Origin of the sequence: Lentibacillus halodurans, from assembly GCF_900112045.1 — a bacterium.
Taxonomy (GTDB): Bacteria; Bacillota; Bacilli; order Bacillales; family Amphibacillaceae; genus Lentibacillus; species Lentibacillus halodurans.
In genome coordinates this window covers 232,300-255,449 of sequence record NZ_FOJW01000003.1, presented here as the reverse complement: position 1 = coordinate 255,449, position 23,150 = coordinate 232,300, and the positions used below count along the sequence as shown (strand labels likewise).

At 42.5% G+C, this 23,150-nt stretch carries 21 protein-coding genes, 1 pseudogene and 1 riboswitch; of the genes and pseudogenes, 11 read left to right on the top strand and 11 right to left on the bottom strand.

The features are described from left to right. Positions 1–2 precede the first annotated feature (2 nt). Positions 3–1,388: an isochorismate synthase gene (locus BM195_RS05625; RefSeq protein ID WP_090234893.1), complete on the bottom strand. Its 1,386-nt coding sequence runs from the start codon at positions 1,386–1,388 to the stop codon at positions 3–5. Between the two features lie 312 nt (positions 1,389–1,700). Between BM195_RS05625 and BM195_RS05620 the strand changes: the two genes are divergently transcribed. Both BM195_RS05620 and BM195_RS05615 read left to right on the top strand, forming a co-directional pair. Next, positions 1,701–2,630 (top strand): 1,4-dihydroxy-2-naphthoate polyprenyltransferase, encoded by a 930-nt coding sequence (locus BM195_RS05620; RefSeq protein ID WP_090234886.1) that lies wholly within the window; start codon positions 1,701–1,703, stop codon positions 2,628–2,630. 42 nt (positions 2,631–2,672) lie between these two features. After that, positions 2,673–3,056 carry a hotdog fold thioesterase gene (locus BM195_RS05615; protein WP_090234884.1) on the top strand — a complete coding sequence of 128 codons (384 nt, stop codon included), beginning with the start codon at positions 2,673–2,675 and terminating at the stop codon, positions 3,054–3,056. Between the two features lie 187 nt (positions 3,057–3,243). Here the strand turns inward: BM195_RS05615 and BM195_RS19070 are convergent. The 5 genes and pseudogenes from BM195_RS19070 to BM195_RS05595 form a co-directional block, all read right to left on the bottom strand. Next, positions 3,244–3,345: pseudogene (locus BM195_RS19070) on the bottom strand (hypothetical protein); the annotation flags it as partial. Between the two features lie 33 nt (positions 3,346–3,378). Then, a complete protein-coding gene (locus BM195_RS05610; RefSeq protein WP_090234881.1) occupies positions 3,379–3,582 on the bottom strand; it encodes a DUF1153 domain-containing protein in 204 nt (67 codons plus the stop codon). Positions 3,583–4,271: 689 nt separating this feature from the next. After that, positions 4,272–4,865: an ECF transporter S component gene (locus BM195_RS05605; protein ID WP_170848162.1), complete on the bottom strand. Its 594-nt coding sequence runs from the start codon at positions 4,863–4,865 to the stop codon at positions 4,272–4,274. A gap of 209 nt (positions 4,866–5,074) precedes the next feature. Next, a riboswitch (FMN riboswitch) is annotated at positions 5,075–5,222 on the bottom strand. 231 nt (positions 5,223–5,453) lie between these two features. Then, positions 5,454–9,851 carry a S8 family peptidase gene (locus tag BM195_RS05600; RefSeq protein ID WP_090234877.1) on the bottom strand — a complete coding sequence of 1,466 codons (4,398 nt, stop codon included), beginning with the start codon at positions 9,849–9,851 and terminating at the stop codon, positions 5,454–5,456. A gap of 556 nt (positions 9,852–10,407) precedes the next feature. After that, positions 10,408–11,463: a M20/M25/M40 family metallo-hydrolase gene (locus BM195_RS05595; RefSeq protein ID WP_090234873.1), complete on the bottom strand. Its 1,056-nt coding sequence runs from the start codon at positions 11,461–11,463 to the stop codon at positions 10,408–10,410. A gap of 149 nt (positions 11,464–11,612) precedes the next feature. On the opposite strand from BM195_RS05595, the gene BM195_RS05590 reads away from it, so the two are divergent. Both BM195_RS05590 and BM195_RS05585 read left to right on the top strand, forming a co-directional pair. Then, positions 11,613–12,176, top strand: coding sequence for a thioredoxin family protein (locus tag BM195_RS05590; RefSeq protein ID WP_090234866.1), 564 nt, complete (start codon positions 11,613–11,615; stop codon positions 12,174–12,176). A 191-nt stretch (positions 12,177–12,367) separates the two neighbouring features. After that, positions 12,368–13,366, top strand: a complete 999-nt coding sequence (locus BM195_RS05585) for a potassium channel family protein (protein WP_090234864.1) — start codon at positions 12,368–12,370, stop codon at positions 13,364–13,366. On the opposite strand, the gene BM195_RS05580 is transcribed toward BM195_RS05585, so the two are convergent. Continuing rightward, entirely contained in the window at positions 13,352–13,759 is a 408-nt protein-coding gene (locus BM195_RS05580; RefSeq protein ID WP_090234861.1) for a YugN family protein, read from the bottom strand. The genes BM195_RS05585 and BM195_RS05580 overlap by 15 nt on opposite strands. Positions 13,760–13,861: 102 nt before the next feature. Here BM195_RS05580 and yugI point away from each other — a divergent pair, with 102 nt between their 5' ends. The 3 genes from yugI to BM195_RS05565 all read left to right on the top strand — a co-directional run bounded on the left by yugI (position 13,862) and on the right by BM195_RS05565 (position 17,226). Beyond that, on the top strand, positions 13,862–14,248 hold the full coding sequence (gene yugI / locus BM195_RS05575; protein ID WP_090234858.1) for a S1 domain-containing post-transcriptional regulator GSP13: 387 nt from the start codon (positions 13,862–13,864) through the stop codon (positions 14,246–14,248). A gap of 133 nt (positions 14,249–14,381) precedes the next feature. After that, complete coding sequence (locus BM195_RS05570) at positions 14,382–15,731, top strand: glucose-6-phosphate isomerase (protein ID WP_090234855.1); 1,350 nt, start codon at positions 14,382–14,384, stop codon at positions 15,729–15,731. Positions 15,732–16,059: 328 nt separating this feature from the next. Beyond that, positions 16,060–17,226: a MalY/PatB family protein gene (locus BM195_RS05565; protein ID WP_090234852.1), complete on the top strand. Its 1,167-nt coding sequence runs from the start codon at positions 16,060–16,062 to the stop codon at positions 17,224–17,226. Positions 17,227–17,401: 175 nt separating this feature from the next. Here BM195_RS05565 and BM195_RS05560 read toward each other — a convergent pair whose 3' ends face one another. Continuing rightward, the gene (locus BM195_RS05560) at positions 17,402–17,977 is read right to left on the bottom strand and encodes a superoxide dismutase family protein (protein ID WP_090234849.1); all 576 of its coding nucleotides are present in this window, start codon (positions 17,975–17,977) and stop codon (positions 17,402–17,404) included. Between the two features lie 87 nt (positions 17,978–18,064). Continuing rightward, complete coding sequence (locus BM195_RS05555; RefSeq protein ID WP_139223975.1) at positions 18,065–18,286, bottom strand: hypothetical protein; 222 nt, start codon at positions 18,284–18,286, stop codon at positions 18,065–18,067. Between the two features lie 83 nt (positions 18,287–18,369). Here BM195_RS05555 and kapB point away from each other — a divergent pair, with 83 nt between their 5' ends. Then, positions 18,370–18,762 (top strand): kinase-associated lipoprotein KapB, encoded by a 393-nt coding sequence (gene kapB, locus BM195_RS05550; RefSeq protein ID WP_090234841.1) that lies wholly within the window; start codon positions 18,370–18,372, stop codon positions 18,760–18,762. 162 nt (positions 18,763–18,924) lie between these two features. Here kapB and BM195_RS05545 read toward each other — a convergent pair whose 3' ends face one another. Beyond that, complete coding sequence (locus BM195_RS05545; RefSeq protein WP_090234836.1) at positions 18,925–19,188, bottom strand: phosphocarrier protein HPr; 264 nt, start codon at positions 19,186–19,188, stop codon at positions 18,925–18,927. Positions 19,189–19,390: 202 nt separating this feature from the next. Between BM195_RS05545 and deoD the strand changes: the two genes are divergently transcribed. From deoD to BM195_RS05530, 3 genes are all read left to right on the top strand, one after another. Then, complete coding sequence (deoD, locus tag BM195_RS05540) at positions 19,391–20,098, top strand: purine-nucleoside phosphorylase (RefSeq protein WP_090234833.1); 708 nt, start codon at positions 19,391–19,393, stop codon at positions 20,096–20,098. Between the two features lie 298 nt (positions 20,099–20,396). Next, entirely contained in the window at positions 20,397–20,996 is a 600-nt protein-coding gene (locus tag BM195_RS05535) for a biotin transporter BioY (RefSeq protein WP_090234829.1), read from the top strand. A gap of 177 nt (positions 20,997–21,173) precedes the next feature. After that, positions 21,174–21,650 carry a divergent PAP2 family protein gene (locus tag BM195_RS05530; RefSeq protein WP_090234825.1) on the top strand — a complete coding sequence of 159 codons (477 nt, stop codon included), beginning with the start codon at positions 21,174–21,176 and terminating at the stop codon, positions 21,648–21,650. Between the two features lie 760 nt (positions 21,651–22,410). Here the strand turns inward: BM195_RS05530 and BM195_RS05525 are convergent. After that, positions 22,411–23,073 carry a 3D domain-containing protein gene (locus tag BM195_RS05525; RefSeq protein ID WP_090234990.1) on the bottom strand — a complete coding sequence of 221 codons (663 nt, stop codon included), beginning with the start codon at positions 23,071–23,073 and terminating at the stop codon, positions 22,411–22,413. Positions 23,074–23,150 lie beyond the last annotated feature (77 nt).

The following is a 23,150-nucleotide window of genomic DNA, read 5'->3' as shown; positions in this document are numbered from 1 at the left end:
CTCTAGCCCCCCAATACGGACAACATTGGCATAAATTTTATATTCGTTTCTTCATACTCTGCCTCAGGTTCAGAATCTTTTACGATACCACATCCGGCAAATAGAGATGCCTGATTGCCCTGAATCAGACCTGATCGGATGGCTACTGCAAACTCGCCATTACGGTTGCTGTCCAGCCAGCCGACAGGAGCGCCATACCAGCCTCGGTCCACCCGTTCATGCTCACGGATAAATGCCAGCGATTTATTCCGCGGAACGCCGCCAAGTGCTGGTGTCGGATGCAGTTCACCAATAATATCAAAAATACTGTAGCCTTCCTTTAAGGTTGCATTTACAGGCGTATACAAATGCTGCAGATTCTTCAGCGGATAGATGACAGGTTCTTCTGGAACGTCGATCGAACTGCAAAAATTCTCCATCGACTGTCTAATCATCTTCACAACAAAATCATGCTCACGCCGGTTTTTTTCATCGTGAAGAAGTGAAGTTCCGATCCTGGCATCCTCTGCTTTTGTTTTTCCTCTTGGAGCGGTACCGGCAAGGCAGGTGGACAACACATCATTTTTATCCTGTTTCACTAATCGTTCTGGGGAGGCCCCGACAAAACAATCTCCAGCACGTTCAAAAGCAAACACGTAACTGTTCGGCTGGGTGTCCGTCAATTTGTTTAAAGTGGTGGATACAACAGCCTCATCTGTCAGTCTCACCAATCGTTCCCGTGCCAGTACGATTTTATCCGCAGAATGCTCCTTAATAAAATCAGTAGCATATTTGACTGTCCGTTTCCATTCTGTTGGTGCGACTTCTTCCGTTTTGTCTATGTCAGGCTCTTCAGGAAGATAACCGGAAGTATTTAAAAGCATATCTTCCGTTCGTTTTAGTTTATCAGCCAGCTGCAGTGGATGATCATCTTTTCCTACCTGGATATTCATGGTTAAATAGCAGGCATCCTCCCATTCTGTTAACATGAATTTCGGAATGGTGAATGCAAGATGTGGGAAGTTTTTCCATAACACTGACTTTTGCTTTGTTGGATCAAAAGACATCCCACCCAGGGCAAGGATACCCGTACCAGGGGTTTCATATGGATTGTGAATAATTGCCTCATCCAGTAATTTTTTCCACACAGCTTCTGTCTGCTCAATACGGTTCGTTTCAGCTATTAAATCGTATGCACTGCCGACGCCGACAACCGTAAAATTGTCAGCTGTACTCGACCAGAATGTACGATCCATCGCGGACTTTTTGGCAGCCTCGAAAAAAAGAATCGGATCTATTTTTTTGATTTCTTTTGTCATGCTCATCAATGGTGATGTATGATTTATTTTCGCTTCATTCACAGCTTTTTCAAGCATCGATTGAAGTGACGTTTCACTTACTTCTATCATCTATATTAACCTCCGTAACTTTCTACCATTACAAAGTACCATATCTATTTTATTCTTTTTTTACATCATCCTCAAGGAATGCTGTTTAATCATGACCAATCAATAAATGGGATTAACTGTCAGGCAGGCTAAGTTCGTCACATCCTGAGTGTCGTAAAAGTCCGATTGTACGATGCAGGTCACAAAGACGCTGCAACACAACGCTCAAGTTCTTGCCATCAGCGCGGAAGATCGCCCCGTTGAATGAAGTTGTTGACACCCTATATGGAATTACCTAAACTTGTAGTGACATGATTAAAGGAGAGAAGATTCGTGAATTCCACAACATCCGTCAAAAAAGAACTGAATGAAAAAAATGGTTTTCAGATCTGGTGGCGGCTATTACGCCCTCATACGCTGACCGCCTCCATCGTTCCGGTATTTGTCGGTACGATGTTTGCACTGACAAACCATCCAATAAATCTATTATTATTTTTGGCCATGCTGATAGCATCCATTTTGATTCAGTCTGCAACAAATATGTTCAACGAGTATTACGATTATGCCCGCGGACTGGACAACGAAAAATCAGTTGGAATTGGCGGTACGATTGTTCGTGATGGCATTTCACCTACAACAGTTCTGCGATTGGCACTCGCATTTTTTGGAATTGCCATGCTGCTTGGGGTATATATTTGTATTGAATCAAGCTGGTGGATTGCTGTTATTGGTTTAATCTGTATGCTTTTTGGTTATTTGTACACAGGAGGGCCTTTACCCATTGCCTATACACCATTTGGTGAACTTTTTTCTGGCTTCTTTATGGGGACTGTCATCATCGGTATCAGTTATTTTATTCAAACCGGGACCCTGACAGTTTCTGTTATTTGGCTGTCGATTCCGATTGCCATTTTTATTGGTGCCATCATGATGTCCAACAATATCCGTGATTTAGATGGTGATAAGGAAAATGGCCGGAAAACAGTCGCCATTTTGCTTGGCAGAAAAAATGCTGTCCGATTTTTGGCTATCATGTTTATTAGTGCCTACTGTTTAACGGCGATATACATTATCGCAGGCGTCCTTCCGGTGTGGTCTGTTCTCGTATTTTTGAGTATGATGAAGGCAGCAGATGTTATTACAAAATTCCGTGGCAAAACAAAACCGCTGGAAATGATGCCTGCCATGGCTGCAACAGGCAAAACCAATACAATGTATGGACTACTGCTTGGTGTTTCGCTATTGGTCAGTCATTTTTTCTGATTCGAGGTTGAGTTTAAAGATCATTTAAGGAGCTGCTCATAAATGAATTTTAACAATACCCTAATGGAAGCACTTGGGATCGAAACGGTATCACTTGATACAGATCAAGTGGTTATGACCATGCCCGTTGATAGACGGACACATCAGCCGGCAGGTTTTTTACATGGCGGTGCTAATGTTGCACTTGCAGAATCTGCTGCAAGCATCGGAGCATTTTTAAATGTTGATCCTGAAAAATTCAATATATTTGGTATTGAGATTAATGCGAATCATATTAAAAGCAAACGTGAAGGTACCGTCACCGCCAAGGCGGAACCGGTTCATAAAGGAAAAACAACAATGGTCTGGGAGATCAGTATAACGGATGAACATGATAACCTGATATGTATATCGCGCTGTACAATCGGTATTGTTCCTAAAAGATAGAAAGGATTCATTCCAAAAAAACACTTCAAAACACTTGCTGGCATAGAAAATGACTGTTTGATAAAAGCAGTCGTTTTTTCGATGGCAGTGTTTTGGGTCGTGGTCTTTATTATTGGTGATGTGGAGTTGAGATTTTCTGTTAATTGATGCTCGTTATCCGGTTGATGTTTGAACTCTCCAGACTCCATCAATGGATTTCTCTATGACCATTATAATCTCTTATCCACTTTCGCAAAACAGATGTACTGGATATGCCGTATTTTTCGATCACATCTTTAAGTGAGTAGTGTTTGGATAGATAATCAGAAAATAGCTGCCAACTTCACTTTTTTGTATACACTTTCTTCTTAGAAGAGGTTCTTTTTAAACCTTCCCATCCATATTTGGTTACGGATTTCTTCCAATCCATAAGCGCTGTATGATGTACACCATACTTTTGATAAATACCTTTTAAGCTAAAACCTTTATGTTCATATGCATCCAATACTATTTGTTTAAATTCAATCGTATAATTCTTTCTTGGCATAAAAATAACTCCCCTCAAAGTAGCAGATTTTATTTTTTCATCTGTCTACTTAGAAGGGAGCATATCAATGATTCCACTATGACTGGAACAGTTCGGATTTATCTTTTGATGTATGTTTAAAAATTGGTTGCGCATGATCTATCAACTGAGAAGTCACTTGGTCTTAGATTTACTTTCTTCCATACTTTTGTTGGTGAGTGCATGATGGTCGCTGCGGAAAAATACGCTTTCCCGGGTACAGTCACAGCTAACTTTGGCAAGAAACACACTTGGCAAAGTTGATCTTCGGCTCACGCTGTTCCCCCAGGCGTATCGCATTTTTCCGCAGCTTAGAATCGTGTTCTTATCAGGTGACAGCAAGTTCAATTGATATTGTTCCGTGCATGCTTTTCTTTCGACAATCAGCACCCCAACATGAGCGGAGGCAGCATACGGAGACCCCGCAGGAAAGAGGGCTTTGCTTTCCGAGGAGGCTGAGGCCGTGCCCATGGAAAGCACAGTATGCTGCCGGAGCGAATAATCACACGCAACTAAAATCAGAATGGAAGGAAGGCTACAACAAATTGTCACGCTTTCGCAGTCGTTATCAACGATCAATAAGGATGTAACTGTTGAAATGCTGCACTTCCTGCTCTGTAATGTTCGTCTTTAGCATGGATAGTTTTAATTGTGTCCCAGCACCCCTTCAGCTATGCTGCCATATTCGTTTGCTTTTGTTCGATCCATGTTCTCATTTTAATAAATAGCGGGATGAACAATAGCCCCACGATGATGCCTTTTATGAGGTTAAACGGCAGCACACCAGCTGATACAGCTACCCATTTGGCGGTAGTCCCCGCCATTTCAGGGGCTCCGATAAACCATGAATATGCAGGCAATATTACATAGTAGTTAAGCACGCTCATGCCAAGCGCCATAATGATCGTTCCGGATACCAGACCGGAAATAATACTTTTAGTACCTTTATATCGATGATAAAGCAAGGCTACTGGCAGAATAAACATAACGCCTGCCAAGAAATTTGCCACTACACCAATCGGATCACCAGCACCCGAAACAACCAAATACAACAGGTTTTTTATAGCTTCTACTATCACTCCGGCCATTGGCGTAAAAATCAATCCTGCAATCAATGCTGGCACTTCACTGAAATCAATCTTCAGATAAGGCGGCAGGAATGGAAGCGGAAAATTCAAGAAAAAAAGGACTAATGAAATTGTTCCAAGCAATGCCAGAATAACAAGTTTTAATAATTTTGATGATTGAACATTTGTCTGCATCATCATTCTCCTCCCTCATCCCAATCGATTCACATCTTTGTCTGATGAAGGATAAGCCGTCTCCTGTTGTTTAGCATTTTAACAGCAGATTTATGACTAAAAGCTAAATCCGAAGAACTCATCACAAATATAAAAACCCTAAAACCTATTCGGGGCTTTAGGGTATCACTCACAGGAAAAATCAAGGTACAAATTTGCACCAATTTTCAGCTTGTCATCTTCTCCCATCCAGACTGTAACTGTCGGTTCCGGAATTAAACCGGATCCACCGCTGAGTTTCACAAAGCGGGTCACGGACTTGAAACATTCAACATGCTCCTTACCGTCGGTCGGGAATTGCACCCTGCCCCGAAGATGTAGAATCGATATATTATTATATAATCATTATAACGGAAAAATCATGATGATACAACGATCTGAACTCATCGATTTTTGAACCAGATCAGTATGTGTTTATCACCTGGCTGTACAGGATATCAACCGAATATTAAATTTATCGACCAAATTGGCAAATTATCAACCAAACATTGACAACAAAAACATCCCGGGTTGCCTTTCTGCAACCCGGGGAATATTTATACAGCTTTGAGGTTATTTGTCACCCGCATTAATAAACAATTTGCCGTCAGCCGTCTCACGTGTTTCATTGCCGAAATCATCGACAACTTTCACTTCAATTTCGGCTCCTTCTGCTACCACATTATTGGTTGCGGTCCAGTATCCGACATAATGACCGTCAGACATCTCCATCATTGGAAGTTCTGTTGCGTTGGCTACTTGTACACCCGAATTTGTCAGTGGCATATGGATAAAGAACGTAGCATCCTGTCCAGGCTCACTGTCGAATTCGATGCGTACACTTTCACCGGCTTCCAGGTTTTTATCCTCTGTTGGCAGCAAATTTTCGATCGTTGGTGCAACAAAATCCGCATCAATCGAAATCGTTTCTAATGCAGCGTTTTCCGCTAGATCCTGTGCGACAACCTCGATTTCGTTTTCCCCATTATCAAGGAGAATCCGCTTCGAATAGGAACCATCATCAGCAACGTCAGCCTTCTGACCGTTTACTTCCACCCAATCAAGGTTTGTATCTGAGACAGTACCTTCGACTGTAACGGTTTCACGGTTTGTCTTATCCCCGTCTTGCGGACTGTCGATCGCAAGTTCAGGACTAGTCGTATCCAATGTTACAGTGACAGGATCTGATTCACCTGTTGCTGCGCCATCCATCATGGATACAGCTTGCAATTCATTTTCGCCTTCTGTCAGTTCGACAGGGATTTCAAATTGACCACTATCGCCAACTTCTGCTGTGCCAACTTCTTCTCCATTATTCAATAATTGAACATTTGTTGTAGGAGAAGCCGTACCTTCAACCGTTGTGTCCGCTTCACTTGTGATCATATCTGACTCAGGCGCTGTAATAACCGGTGCTTCCACTTCATAGCTGACACGTGAGCGGATCATGTAGTTTCCTTCAGAAGCAGGGGATTGAGACCATGTACCGCCCACAAGCTGGTAACTTCGTCCAGCGTTTTGACTGCTTTCATCTGTAGCTAATCCTGGAACATTCGGATTTGCTCCTGTTTGAATATAGACCATATAGAAGTCGCCATCAACGGTGATATTGTGCTCTCTTAAGTCAACAACTGTCCATTCATCAAGGTCTCTTACTGCTTCAGCCTCGACAGGTCCAGCGATTTTTTCGCCTGGTGCCCCATCAGAGCCTGATGCATCCCAGACTTCAACAGCAAACTCAGTACCACCAGGACTTGGCCAATCGGTGCCATGGAATTGGAATACACCATCCGTTACAACAGCTGAATCCTTTCCATCCGGCAAGGACATTTTGACAGCCCAGCCATTACCGGCATCAAAGAATGCACGGGCATTTTCAGCTGTTCCATCATCATAGCCGATTTCCCCGCCAGGATACGTATAGAATGGCTCAAGCGTGATATCCTGTTCAATGTCTTCCTCAAGGTTAATGTCCACTTCTTTACTATAGTAATCTCTTGCCATAACTTTTAGTGTATAGTTTCCTTCATAGCCTGTAATGGAATAGCTGCCGTCCTCATCAGATTCAACAGGTGTAACATTAGCATCTTCCACAAGCAGGACTGTTGCTCCTTCAATCGGCTCACCAGTTGCCTCATCTGTAATCGTACCAGACACTGTCGACTGTGGAATTTCATCAAGGGTGAAATCAGCTTGTGCTGTTCCGTCCGCCTCGAGTGTCACACTTTGCTGTTTTGATTCAAATCCATAAGATTCTGCTTTGAGTGTAAATGTGCCAGCAGCATGGCTCATTGAATACTCACCTGTAGAAGGATCAGTCGTCACTGATCGGCCGCTTTCCAGCACACTTACTTGTGCACTCATTGGCAGCAGGTTAGGATTAACATTGTCCTCTTCGGCAGGAGGATTATCTTTTTTAGGTAAAGCCGGTTTAATATTGTCCGGGTTCACCTTTTCTTTTAATCCCGTTTTTTCGTTCGCTTTAATGACGCCTAATCCCAGGTAAGATCCGTTATGGATCCCGGTAAACAAACGATTATTGTTGCCGTTATTGTCTTTTCCTTTGTTTTTCCCTAAAGATACGCTGTTGCCTTGGGACGTATCGGATAATGCAACGTCATCTATATACCAGCCTTCTCTTGTAACACTTCCGTCTGTTGTTACATTAAAGCCGATATAAATCCGCTGACCGCTATATTCCGACAAGTCAACTTCGGCACTTTCCCAGCCATCTGTTTCACCTCTTACTTCCAATAGCTGTGTCCATTCCTCCTGATCAGTGGAAACAAATACGTGCCCGAAATCATACGCTGTTCCGGAATCATACATCTCTAGATTATGCCATTGATTGAATTGCAGATAGGCATCTCCCTCAGGCAAATCAATTGGCGGCATGACAAGTGTTGCATTCATATTACTCTCATAATCACCCGCAAGATTGGTTGCATAAACATTTTCACCGGATGCTGCATTTCCAGGTCCGGATGTTGGTGTTCCCAACTCCCAGCTATTGTTTTCGCCAAATGACGTCCAGCCTGCAGGATTAGCTTCAAAGTCTTCCGAATAACCCGTCGAAATGCCTGGCTGAATCTCAACAACATATTCTTCGCTCGTCACATCATTTTCACCGAAGTCACGAATGATCCATTTATACGTTAATGAATCTTCCGTAATGTCCTCGCCTGGAATGGTGGCGACATATTCCCCTTCCTCGAAATCACCGGATACACGGGAAGCTTCAATGACTTGCCACTCTCCATTCATATCCTGATATTCCAATTCCACCGATGTAACGCTAACATTATCGCTGGCTTGGACATTCAAATCGAGATCCATTCCGGCATAAGCTTCAGTTGGTGCAGAATGGTCATATACAGGCGCTTCATTATCTTCACCTTGTTTTGTTACCTGGCCTTCAATCGTTCCAATGCCATCCTGTAACGCCGACACTGCATCATACGCATTCACCAAGCCATATCCGAATCCATTATTCGGGGATTCCGGATAATCATCATTGGTTAATGGGATTGCCGTATCAATCAACACTTGTTCCATTTCATCAACTGTAATGCTGCTGTCCACTTGCCGAAGCAGCGCCGCAACAGCTGTTACCGCAGGACCTGCCATTGATGTTCCGCTCATTGCCCCGTACCCGTCACCTGGTAACGAGGAGCGAATACCTACGCCCGGAGCGGATATATCCGGTTTGATTTCATCATATGGTGATGGTCCTTCCAAAGAAAAGCTTGCTAAATTATCATCACTATCTGTCGCCCCCGTTGCAAAAGATTCAGGATAGTTTGCCGGTGTCGCAATGGATCCCGGTCCGCCTGGGTTAAACAAATCTGTGTTGCCCGCTGAAAATTCAGGGAATATTTCAGCTGCACGCCAGTTAATGACAACATCACGGTACCATTCATCAAGACCTGGTCCGCCGCCCCATGAGTTGTTGACAACATCAGGCGCCAGATCAGCACGGGCGTTTCCGTCCGAATCTGTTGGTGCTAAAATCCATTCAGCAGCAGCCAGAAGGTCGGTATCTGTGCCACCGGCCTCGGTAAATGCTTTAACAGAAATAAATTCTGCTCCAGGGGCAACACCGACCTGGTTCGATCCATCTGTTTCATGGCCTACCATCGTACCAGTCACATGCGTCCCATGTCCCTGGTCATCATAAGGCTCAGCTTCCCCAGCTGTCGCATCAAACCAATTATAATCATGATCAACTTCATCAGCTTCTTCATCATATCCGCGATAATTTTCCTGAAGGGCTGGATGATCCCATTGAACGCCGGTATCAATGCTTGCTACAACAGTACCTGATCCATCGATACCCATCTCCCATGTCTCTGGAGCGCTGACACGATCGACATTCCATTCAACATTAGCAATCTCGGATTCTGGTGCTTTAGCATCTTTTGTCTCAGGTTTAAACAATTCTCGTGTTTCGTTTGGCAATATCTTTTCAACTTCTTCAAAGCCGGCAATTTTCTCTGCCACATCTTTTGTTGCAGTCACCGCCATACCATTAACAATGTGGTATGAACGTATATTTTCTGCATTGCCTTCTTCCGCTTCTTTTCCCAAAAATGACTTAACATGCTGCTGTGACTCAAGTGAAGTAGATTTCAATTCAGAAATAACAGCCGAACGCTGGGCAAATTCCGCTTTATGGGCGGATAGATTAGCAGATTCAGCATTTTTTCTGGCTTTTTCAGCTACTTTTTTGGATTCGGCTTTTTCCTTAAACTTGACCAAAAACGTCACTTTGTCGTTGTCTTCAAACTGCTTTTGCAGCCGTTCATTCATCTTTTCTCGGGCAATATCCTGGGAGTTTTTGAAGGCTTCATGCGGCTTTGCGTTGTTCTCAGCAGATTCGGCAAAAGCCATACCCGGCGTCAACATGGAAAAGACCATGAACATGGATGCCACAATACTAAAAGCTCTCGTTTGGCGCTTTTTTCCTAACATGTTTTTTCCTCCCCTTGCAAATTTTTTGAACTAAAAACTGCTGTGCCGACCCCCTTTTCAAGATGATATGTGCGCTCGTCACAGCTGTCAGCAATGGGCAAATATCTATGATGTTATTTACACTATAATAGATTTTACAGAAAATTTGTGTCGGATTCTGTCATTTTATATCTGAATATTCGGAATTGATAGTAAAGTACTGATTCGATCATTTTTTCACATCGACAAAAGTACCAGGATTTGTAACATTTTAGTCAGTCAATTTCCTTATGAATCTTTTCTTAGCAGTGTTTTGGAAACACAAAGCCATTTATCCCATCGACACCTTTCCTGTACCTATCAAAAAAAATAGATCAATAGTCCTGTTAAAAATAACGATTTAAATTCGTCACTAAATTCATTCACATGAAATAGTCATTGATACCTATTTATTGACCAAAACGAATAATAGATGGGAAAAATGACCTTGATACCAGTGAGTTCATGCTATTACTTTCAGCCCAAACAAAAAAGTCCCAAACCCAAATAGTTTGAGACTTTTTTGTCGTCAGCCTTTTTAATCGAGCGGATTTAAACTTTCCTCACCGGTAAGATTGGCAATCATCGTCACAATCAATTCTATTTCCTCTTCTATATCTTTCAGACTGGATGTTTCAACCGGAGAGTGCATGTACCTGAGTGGCAGGGATACCAGCGAAACAGGCACTCCCGATCCGCTCAGCCGCATGCGATCTGCATCTGTTCCAGTCATCCGCGGCGTTAATTCATATTGCACGTTCATATTTAAGTATCGGGCGGTCTTTTCCAGCAGCTGATTGATTTTAATATTAATCGGTGCACCTTTTGCCAGTACCGGACCATCATCAAGTCTGACGTCACCATACTTGTCTTTATTCACGGCCGGATAATCTGTCGCGAATGTGACATCACAGGCAATTGCCATCGTTGGTTCCAGACTTGCTGCTGCGAAATATGCCCCACCCATATTCGTTTCTTCATTTACAGTGCTTGCTGCATATACACCAACATTGCAGCCTTTTTCAGACAGTCGCTTCAGAACCTCAGCCACAATGAACGCACCTGTACGGTTATCCAGACCGCGTCCCGATATATAACGCTCCTTTAATACTTCCGGTTCTGTCTTATAAACAGCCAAATCACCTATTTGTACGTCCCTTTCAGCCTCTTCTTTTGTTTTATAGCCACAGTCAATAAACAAATCTTCCAGACCAAAGTCGTCCTTCAGTCCGCCGTGGTGTTGTGCATTGACGCCAACCACTCCGGTAACCTGATTGCTGAAACCGAGGATCGTGACCGTCATGCCGACAGCAGCTTTCGAATTGATACCGCCCATTTTGTCAAAATGCAAAAACCCGTTATCGTCAATCCGATTTATAACAAGCGCTATTTCATCACAATGGCCTGCAAGCAACACTTTAAACGGAGCATCCGGATTTAACACCCCAATAACGTTTCCAGCATGATCTGTTCTGATTTCATCGGCAAAATCCTTCACATAATGCATCCATTTCCTTTGAATAACCATCTCACCACTGGATGGTGACGGCGTATGTAAAAGTTCCATCAAAAATTCACTGTTTGTCTGTTCCATGAAAAAATACCTCCTTGCTTTGATCACTCTCTTATCATAGCAGATTTTTCAGCATAACGCCTCCTCAATCCCTGACAGAGCACTTTTGTTTACGGCATATCCTCGATTGGGTACACTTTAGAAAGAAATAAAAAAGGAGTGAAACCTTTATGGATCTTCATCAATGGTTTGAAAAGGGAATGGATCCTGATACGTATATCGATTCAATGCAAGAAAACAAAGAAAATCTGTTACATATTTATGATCATTTCACCCCTCGTGAGGATAAGGATTTTATCCAGGAGCTAACTGCGAAAAACCTGCGTGTGATCGTTCTGACAGAGGACTGGTGTGGTGATGCCATGCTGAATATCCCGATATTGCTCCATATGACGGAACGGGCGAATATACCGGTGAGACTCCTGCTGCGCGACCAAAATCTTGAATTAATGGATCAGTATTTAACAAACGGTAAATCCCGCTCGATCCCCATTTTTATTTTTATTGATGAAGATGGCAATGAAGCAGCCAAATGGGGGCCAAGAGCCGAAAAAATCCAACAGTTTGTAGATGAATCAAGGGAAAACCTTCCATCCAAAGATGACGAAAACTATAAAGAAAAGGCAAAAGAAATGTATCTGTTCATGTCGAAATCGTTCAGAGACCATACTGATTTTTGGCAGGAAGTCTATACAAGCATTCAATCTGTTCTAAAAAATGCGTTGAACCTTTAGACTGACAGTCAGCCTCAGCGCGTATATGGATTCATACCCTTTGCCCATACTATGTGTAAAGTGAAATTTCATTCAGCGGGGTAACGTCTGTTAACTCCCACCTATCACATATGTTTCACCGCATGTTCTTGAGGTTGGCGTTTTACGGACGGTTACATCGGAATTAAAAAGGTTGGGACAAAGGTGACAACATGAATCTTGAGGCGTTTAAACATATTTTTTACCGGATGCCGATTGTTGTAAGACTTTTTTTATCCGTATGTTTGATTATGCTGTTTTTTGGAACAATCATTCATCTGATCGAACCACAGCAATTCCCATCGGTTTTCGACGGAGTATGGTGGGCCTTCATTACAGGGGCAACTGTTGGCTACGGTGACTATGTTCCCCTGACAGCTACGGGCAGGGTCGTCGGCATTTTACTCATTCTCTCCGGCGGGGGTATGCTCACATTTTACATCACAACACTGGCTGCCAAGACAATTAATCATGAGAATGACCTATCGGAAGGGAAGGTTTCATATAAAGGTAAACAGCATATCGTTGTCGTCGGTTGGAATGAACGGACAAAACAATTGGTTGAAATGATTGCAGATAAAGACGCGAATCAGGAAATGGTACTGATTGACCGGTCACTTAATAAGCTGCAATACCGACATTACCCGGTTCATTTTATCCATGGCGATCCAAGCGAGGACGCCGTGTTAGTTCAAGCTAACATTGAGGAAGCGGCTTCGGTCCTGATTAGTACCGATATAACGCTGGAAGAGCGTAAAGCCGATATCAATACCATCCTGACGACATTAGCCGTTCGCGGAAATAATCAGGATATCCCCATCAATGCAGAAATGCTGACCATCAGCCAAGTCGAAAATGCCATTCGCGCTGGAGCTGATACTGTCATCAGTTCAAATGATTTCATGAGCATGCTCTTTTATCATGAACTTTTTCATAAAGAAAGCACAAGACCATTTGAATCGATCTTAAATCTGTTAAAACAACAACAATTTTCCCACACCAAACTTCCAGAAGAATTGGAGGATAGCTCTTATCAAGAAGCATTAACCTTTTTTTTGGCGAATCATGAACTCTTGCTGGGCATTATTCGCGACAACAAATGGATGATGAACCCATCAGGAGATACCAAGCTGGATCGTGATGATACAATGATTATCCTATCTGCATGGTAGCAACAGTTCCTCCACCTTTTTCATGATTTTTTTGCCTATTTTAGTGTATGATTCAGGAATATCCGCATCCGAATTGACTGGTGACTGAATTTGATTGAGCATACCGGATGCTGTCCCTCCCAGTCCTTCTCGTTCAAATTGCTCCTGATTATAAACAAGTAAAAATGGCTGCTCAACCCGCACTGTGACCCCGGGATAATCCAATGAGCCTGCTACAGCATAAAACGGTATCCTTAAAAAATAATTCATTCCCTGATCTTTAATTGTAAGTTCCAGATAACCTTCTTCATAATTCCAAATTGACCCAACTACAAAACCACCAGGCCTGAATCTGTCTTCCAATACATATAGCGGATAAATATTGCTTTCAATAATCGATTGCAGCGGGATCATGCCATATACTCCTTTTTAAACTATTTTTTGCCCGGATTCGGAATTTATGCTAAAATGTTTTATTGTGTGAAATGAATCGAATAAATTATAGGGGTGTTCAGCATGACGGACAAATTTGAAACTGGTCAAATTTTAGAAGGAAAGGTAACAGGCATTCAGCCGTACGGTGCATTTGTTGCTTTGGATGATGAAACACAAGGGTTGGTTCATATTTCTGAAGTAACATATGGTTATGTTAAAGATATCAATGATCATTTAGCAGTCGGGGATGACGTTAAAGTAAAGATTTTAAATGTTGATACGGAAAACAATAAAGTTTCCTTATCCATTCGAGCAACTCAGGAACCGCCTAAAAACAGATCGAATAATCGTAAAAATCGTATGCCAGAACAGCAAGATAATGAAAATGCCGGCTTTAATACATTAAAAGATAAACTTGATGAATGGATCAAACAATCCGAAGATCGCCAAGGAACATTTCGAAAATAGACATGTTGACAGAGGAGGCTTTTCTCGTTAAGAAAACGTGATAAAGCTTCCTTTTTTTAGGGATCATTCTTGATTTAACGGTTTCACTTCAGGTAAGGTAAAATGGAGTGGACAACGAAGGAGGCTGCATACAGTGACACATATTCAATTTTCCTATAACAAAGCATTGGATTTCTTTAATGAGCGTGAACTCGATTATCTATCAGAATACGTACGGTCTGCACACATCAGACTCCACGAAAAAACCGGTCAGGGAAATGACTTCTTAGGCTGGATGGATTTGCCAGACAACTATGATCAGGAAGAATTTTCCCGGATTAAGGCTTCGGCAGAAAAAATCAGAAGCGATTCAGACGTGCTGCTCGTCATTGGCATTGGCGGTTCATACTTGGGAGCCCGTGCGGCCATTGAAATGCTGAATCATTCATTCCAGAACCTCCTGCCCGAAAAAAAGCGGAATGCACCACAGGTTATATTTGTCGGACATCATATGAGTTCCGCGTATATCAGTGAGTTATTCGATATGCTTGAAAACAAAGATGTATCGATTAACGTTATTTCCAAAAGTGGCACAACAACCGAACCGGCCATTGCTTTCCGTATTTTTCGGAAGTTCCTTGAAGATAAGTATGGAAAAAAAGAAGCCAGAAAGCGAATTTATGCGACAACGGACAAAGAAAAAGGCGCACTAAAAACCAGTGCAGATATAGAAGGATACAAGACCTTTGTGATCCCTGATGATATCGGCGGGCGCTATTCTGTTCTGACTGCAGTTGGACTTTTGCCCATAACAGTAAGTGGCGTCGCCGCTGATGACATGATGCAAGGGGCTAAAGCCGCCATGGATGATCTTTCCGAGCCTGAACTTGCCAAAAACCTGGCCTATCAATATGCAGCTGTCCGTCATATTTTATATAACAAGGGCAAAACGATTGAAATGCTGATCAACTATGAACCGCACTTGCAATATTTTAGTGAATGGTGGAAACAGCTTTTCGGTGAAAGTGAAGGCAAAGATCAGAAAGGCATTTTCCCTGCATCGGCAAACTTTACAACCGATCTGCATTCAATGGGACAATATATCCAGGACGGGCGCCGTGATCTGTTCGAAACTGTCCTGCGTGTAAATCAGCCAAAAGAAGATATAACATTGGAAGAAGACGGAGAAAACGCTGACGGCCTCAATTACCTGGCAGGTAAAACACTGCATGAAATCAACGACAAGGCATATCAGGGAACCCTGCTGGCACATACTGACGGTGGCGTGCCTAACCTCGTTATTGAAGTACCAGCACTTGATGCCTATACATTCGGCTACCTTGTTTACTTTTTCGAGACGGCATGTGCTGTGAGCGGCTACCTATTGGGCGTCAACCCATTTGACCAGCCGGGAGTAGAAGCCTATAAGAAGAATATGTTTGCCCTTTTAGGCAAGCCCGGGTTTGAAGATGAAAAAGAAAAACTGGAGAAACGACTAACTTAAACGAATATGTATCATGACAAATGGCATAATAACCATAACAGCTTGGAACACTCGAGTCTCATTCTCGTCTTCCAGCGGATGCCGAAGTTCAATCATAGCCTATACTTTCTGATGTTATAAAAAACATCAATTTTTTTGTCAAGCCATGTTTATATTTTTAAATACGGGGTAATACTATAACTGTAAGACTTTCTCGTATTCCCCCTGTAAGCAAGGCGTTACAGACGCTTTGCTTTTTTTTGCGTTCAGGTAGGTGTTCAAAAAATTGAACCTATGCACAGCATTCCGATATAATAGGAAAGAAGCTTTTATTGGTAGGAGGTTGACAATGGGGATTTTTGATAAAGTACATAATCGGAAAAATACACGCTCGGTAAAATGGGATATGCGAAAAGCTGTCTTTCAGGCAGACGATGTCGTCCCAATGTGGGTCGCTGATATGGATTTTCAGGCACCACAGGCTGTCAATGACGCACTGATTGAACGTGCAAAACATGGTATTTACGGGTACACCATCATTGATGACGATGTGAAAAATCCCATTATAAACTGGGTTTCCAAACGTCATAATTGGGATATCCAGTCGGAATGGCTATCTTTCAGCCCCGGTGTCGTTGCCAGTCTGCATATGGCAGTTCAGGCTTTTACCGAACCCGGTGATAGCATCCTGATTCAAACACCTGTTTACACACCATTTTACGGTGTGATTGAATCACACGATCGAAAAGTTATTAAAAATCCGCTTCAGCAGCAAAATCATTATTACCACATTGATTTTGCAGACTTTGAGAAGAAATTGAAACAAGGGGTAAAGGCTTTTATCCTGTGTTCACCGCATAATCCGGTTGGACGTGTGTGGAAAAAAGAAGAGCTGCAGGAGATGGCGAGACTGTGTCTAAAGTATGACGTGCTGATCCTGTCAGATGAAATTCATGCAGACCTGATTTATCCGGGCGAAACCCATATTCCAATTGCTTCTCTGTCAGATGAAATTGCCGCTCGGACCATCACATGTATGTCCCCGTCAAAGACATTCAATCTGGCCGGGTTGCAAGCATCCTATATCATTACGTCCGATAAAGAAAAAAGGGAGACCTTGAATAAACAACTGGGAAAGCAAGGTCACCACATGATCAACACAATGGGCAACGCCGCAATGGAAGCTGCTTATCGCTATGGCGAAGAATGGCTTGATAAGCTCAGGGACGTGCTTCAGAATCATAAACAATATGTAACCAGCATGTTTGAAGAAAAAACGGATATGCTGGTAACCCGGTCAGAAGGTACATATTTGCTGTGGATCGACTGCAGTCAATTGCAATTGGACAATCAAACGCTGAAAAAATTCATGAATGAAACAGCCAAAGTTGGTCTTAATGCCGGAGTGGACTATGGCGAAGAAGGCGAATTGTTTATGCGTATGAACATCGCCTGTCCACGGGAAACACTTGAAGAAGGTATGAGACGGATAATAGAGGCAGTCAATAACCAGTAACCAAACGAAGGGGGATCCTATTTCGGCTGGATCACCCTTCGTTGCTATTTTTATTTCGGGGTGATATAACCATTTTTCTGCAGATACTTTTGCTATTCTGCGGATTTTTCCTGTCTCTGCTCATAACCGTTTCTTCTGAAAATCACTGAAGATAACCATGGTCTTCTGCGCATAGTCATTTCTCTGATTGATCTTCATTAAAGTCAGTTGGATCTGTCGGGGTTTCTGCCGATTTCTTTTCCTCTTTGGCTATAATCCCGCATGCTATCCTGGTACCTGAATCTCCGCCAGGCTGACTGACCCCGTCATCTTTTCCTTCATGGATGATGAGTGATGTACCTTCACCACTAAGCAGGGATTTTTTTCCGTCCATCAGCGTGGCTTCCGGAAGCATTAATTCAGCATCAACAAGCCCGTCCGGATCTGCTTCAATATTCGGCAAATCACCAAGATGTGAACCTTCCGGGTGCATTAGCCCATGCTCATTACCATCCGGGTTAAAATGATTCCCGGCAGTCGTGAAGTCCGGTCCGTCACATTTTGGATATTCATGCACATGCATACCGTGATAACCAGGCTCCAGCCCCTCAAGCTTCACTTTAAAATCAACACCGTCATCCCCTTCAGTCAGCATCACAGTGCCAATCATATCACCAGATGAATTATACATTTCAACGGTTCGAGAAGTTTCGTCATTTGCCTGACAAGCAGTTAATAACATAAATAAAAAGACCAATAATATCTTCCTCATGAATGTTGCTCCTTTGCAGATGCTTTAGTTTCAGTATCTGCATTTAGGCAAAAATTAAACAGGCCCATTGCTAAAATAAGCCTGTTTTCAATCCTGATTTTCATTTATATTTTGCTGATATTGCTTATTCACTTTTTCCGCTTCTTTTCTGGAATTTTTTATAAAATAATACATGACTATGCCGGCACCAATCATAAAGACAATCAGTATGATGACAGCGGGTAGATATTCTGTCTTATCTTCCGGAAAGTAAAGAAATTCCATACCCATATATTCAATCACGTCCTTTGTCTTGATTATAGCATCCATCAAATACATGCCAAAACAGAAACCTGACAATTGCCGAATCCGCACAAAATTTGGCACAATGGTATTAAAGGAGGTTACGTGAAATGGCAGTTTCCATTGGAGACATTGTTCAAGTAAAATATAATTCAGGAAAATACATTGGCGAAGTAATGGAGGATCGCGGTGAACGCTATTTGGTAAAAGTTCATGCCGTTGTAAAACACCCTATGCAAGGTGACCTGCATAATCCCGGTGAAACGGAGGGAGTCTTCTTCCAAGTACGAAAAGCACTCGCCCGCTACGAAAAAATGAACGTCGTTAAATCCGCTGTCAAACGTTTTGACGGTGAACTTCCCGATTATCAAACATCACTGCAGGAAGCAGTTGCTGCGATTAAACAGCAGCTATCCCAAAAAGATACGGCCTTCAATCAGCAGTCACTGAAGCAAATTGAAGAACTGGAACAGCATACTTATACGAAAAGCTATTATAAATAGAAAAACCCGGCTAAAACTTCGGTTCCTCACAACTCAGATACCGGACGCCGGGTTTCAGGTTTGGTACTAAAAAAAAGTGGAGCTGGCGGGCACCCATCGGCAGCTCCACCATTTCCATTCAGGCAAAAATCACGCATGCAGGATCTTTTTCCGATGCGGTCATTATTCACCCAAGTGTTCATTCATAACTTCGGTAACACCTTGAATTGCTTCAGCCTCATCGCCGCCTGTTGCGGTGATTTTAACTTCCGCACCTTTAGGAATCCCCAAAGACATAACACCCATGATTGATTTAAGGTTAACGTCCTTACCATTATATGAAATTTCAATTTCTGATTCGAACTGTCCTGCTTTATTTACCAATAATGTCGCCGGACGTGCATGGACCCCAGTATCCGCTGTAATTGTAAATGTTTTTTCCTGCATTCCTTTTCATCCTTCCAAAAATAAATTCCTATCGTATGTATTCCGTTCATCAAGAAATACTATACAACAATATTATATACAATAATCATGATTTTTGAAATAAAAATGCAACGAATTCTGTGTTAATTTCGTGAAATTTGTTTTAGGAAAACCAATATGATAACGTTATTTTATATGAATTTGTATGCAGGAGGCGAATCGTATGAGTGTACATATTGGTGCGAAAAAAGAGGACATCGCTGACAAAATTTTATTGCCTGGTGACCCGCTGAGAGCAAAGTTTATCGCAGAAACTTTTTTGGAAGATGTTACACAATACAATCAAGTACGTGGTATGTATGGTTTCACCGGTACCTATAAAGGTGAACGAGTGTCTGTCCAGGGAACCGGCATGGGTGTTCCATCCATCTCAATTTATGTCAATGAATTAATTCAGGAATATGACGTACAAAAATTAATCCGTGTCGGTACGTGTGGGGCTATTCAAAATGATGTTAAAGTCCGTGATGTTATTCTGGCACAGGGGGCTACAACCGATTCCCAAATGAACCGCATGATTTTCGACGGAATTGACTATGCTCCCCTGGCCGATTTTGAGCTACTCAAAAATGCATACGATACCGGAAAAGAACAAGGATTGAATCTGCTTGTCGGCAATGTCTTCACAAGTGATACATTTTACCGTGACAATGCAAAACAAATAAATGAGCTGTTGGCACGTTATAAGGTACTGGCAATTGAAATGGAGACGACAGCACTCTACACACTTGCTGCTAAATTTAACCGTCAGGCACTCACGGTTCTGACAGTATCCGATCACATCCTGACTGGTGAAGAGACAACAGCTGAAGAACGCCAGACAACATTTCATGACATGATGGAAGTCGCACTGGACACAGCAATAAAGTGAACTTCATTCAGCGAGATGGTTTTTCACTGAATGATTAGTTGAACAGAATCGGACATCTACGTCGCACAGGACGTGACGAACATAGCCGGCCCGACAGTTGATCCCAACTTACCACCTATGGCTTGACTTAATTGCTCAAACGGGGTTCCTACTGCCAGTTAAGGTGGAATAAAATAATACAGCCTGAATAGTCTTTCTAGTAAGAGGCTGTTTTTTTACCATAATTGTAAACCGAATTAAAAATAGGTTGACAATTGAATAAGTTCAATCTATTATCTTATATAAAAGGAGGTAACTTATGACGAAATTTCGTACAATCGATTTAACATTTGGTGCAGTGTTCGTATGTCTGATGGCCATCGGTGCTAACATTGCGGTCTGGTTTCCGATGCTTGCAGTACCAATCGGAGGTGCGACTGTCCCGCTATCCTTGCAGACGTTTTTCGCCACCATCGCGGGGTTGATGCTTGGCAAAAGACTGGGAAGTTTCGCTATGATTACATATATTTTGGTTGGTGTTGCAGGCGTTCCGGTCTTTTCACAAATGAAGGCAGGCGCAATGCAACTCATATCCCCGACCGGCGGATTCATTATTTCCTTTATATTCGTGGCTTTTTTTGCAGGGCTGATTGCCGAACGAATTAAAAAGCCATCATTACCAATGTATACACTAGCAGCCGTTGTCGGCCTGATTTGTAACTATGGTATCGGGGTAACTTACATGTATTTAGCCATGAATACCTGGCTTGAACTCCAGATTTCCTATGCCCTTGCATGGTCTAGTATGATTCCTTTTCTGATTAAAGATACAGGGTTAGCCTGTTTGGCTGCTGTATTTATGGTGAGCCTTGCAAAACGTGTCCCGTCAAGATGGATGTCAACGGCAAAAGCTTCCTGAACATTGAAGATCATGGAAAAAACAAAAAGATATCTGAACGGAATATCCTTTCCTTATTAAAATGTATACCGGTTATGCTAAAATGACATTACACATTTGAACCGATTATGTTGTTACCATTTTATATAATGGTAACACTGTATACTGCAACAGCAACAGAGAGGATGTTCCTCATTCATGGACTTTTTTGCAAACTTCCCGTTTTGGGCAGCATTATTCGCCATTGTCTTTGCTCAATTGATCAAAATTCCAATCCGGCTGATTGCAACAAGGGAATTTAAACCGGGATTAGCTTTCTCTACAGGTGGAATGCCAAGCAGTCACTCGGCCGCGGTTTCTGCACTGACGACTGGGGTCGGTATTATGGAAGGCGTTGATTCGACGATGTTTGCCATATCAGCCATTTTTAGTGTGATTATCATGTTTGACGCTTCCGGTGTGCGCAGGCAGGCGGGTGAACAGGCGATTGTGATCAATCAATTAGTGAAGGACTTTCAAATCTTCGTAGAAGGCGCGAAAGACTGGAATCAAAAAGAAGTATATCAAAAACGAAAAGAACTGAAAGAGCTTCTCGGACATCAGCCCATCGAAGTGTTTTTTGGCGGATTGTCCGGGGTAGCTATTGCTTTCTTCCTTAAACAGTTCTTCCCGTAAGATCGACTTTAACACACATTGTTTTTATTCATGCAGAAGAGCTGAGACACAATTAAAATTTTCCACGCTAAAGACGAACGATTACAGGGGCAGGAAGGGCAGCATTTTACTTTTTCAACAGTCACATCTTTATTCATTGTTGATAACGACTGCGAACGCTTGACAGTTTGTCTTGGTGCAGCCTTCCTTCCATTCTCATGTTAGTTGCGAGCGATCATTCGCTCCGGCAGCATACTGCGCTTTCCATTGGCACCTTGGAAAGCAAAGACTTCTTTCCTGCGGGGTCTTCGACTCGTGCTGTTCCCATAGGCGTCTCCGTATGCTGCCGGAGCTCATGTTGGGGTGCTGATTGTTGGAAGAAAAGAACTTATAGAACGATATTCATTAACCTTGCTGTCACCTGATGAGAACACGATTCTAAGCTGCGGAAAAATGCGACACCTGGGGGAACAGCGCAAGCCGAAGATCCACTTTGCCAAGTGGTTTTCTTGGCAACGTTAGCTGCGGTCGTGCCCCTGGAAAGGGCGTATTTTTTCGCAGCGACCATCATACACTCACCAACAAAAGCATGGAAGCAAGAAACCAAGTTACTTCTCCGTTAATGGATCATGCGCAACAAATGTTCAAACATCCCTCAAAAGATAAGTCCGAACCGTTCCCATCATAGTGGAATCACCGTTCGGATTTATCTTTGGCTAATATACTTTTGTTCCAGCCTCTTTGATTTTAGGATATGATGGGCGTTCCCGCTTTTGATCTTTTAACTTTTGATGATTTGATTCCGGAAAACTTGCATAGCTTCATTCTCATTCAGATTGTTTAACACTTCTTCGGTCAGATTACCGTCACCTTTTTCAATAATGTAAACTTCGACTTCTTTTTTGCCCCATTCTGAATAGACATCTTCCACCGTTTCATAGTATAAATCGATTTTGTCCCCATTAATGGCACTGCCTTTATCCGCAACAACACCATATCCATAACCGGGGATAAACATAATCGTCCCAATCGGATAAATGTCCAAATCCGCCGCAATGGTAGAATATAAGTCTCGTTTCACTTTTACACCAGAATACGTTATACCATAATGTGGATGATCAGATGTTTTACCAGTTGACTCCTCACCGGCCGTATATCCTGTTGCCACAACGGTAGCACTGGGATATTGATCCGTATTCACATATTCCTCCAGTGTTTTCGGTCCTTCAATATGATCACTGGAAATATATCGTTTCTGCTGGTTGATTGTATTCAATTTCTTATCCTTTAAAGCTACTTCTCTTTGCTCGGCTTTACCGTGGGTTGTTGAGGCTGAAGAAGCCTGTTTTTCACCTTCAATTGCCCAGGCCTGCACATCTGTAATCGTAACATTTGAAATGGACGATAACGTTACAAAGAAAGCTCCCAAAAACAAGAGCGTCATCACAGTCCTTTTCAACACAATAATCGTATTCAATGATAACACCTTTCCGGCAGCATGCTAATTTTGAAAAAACGGTC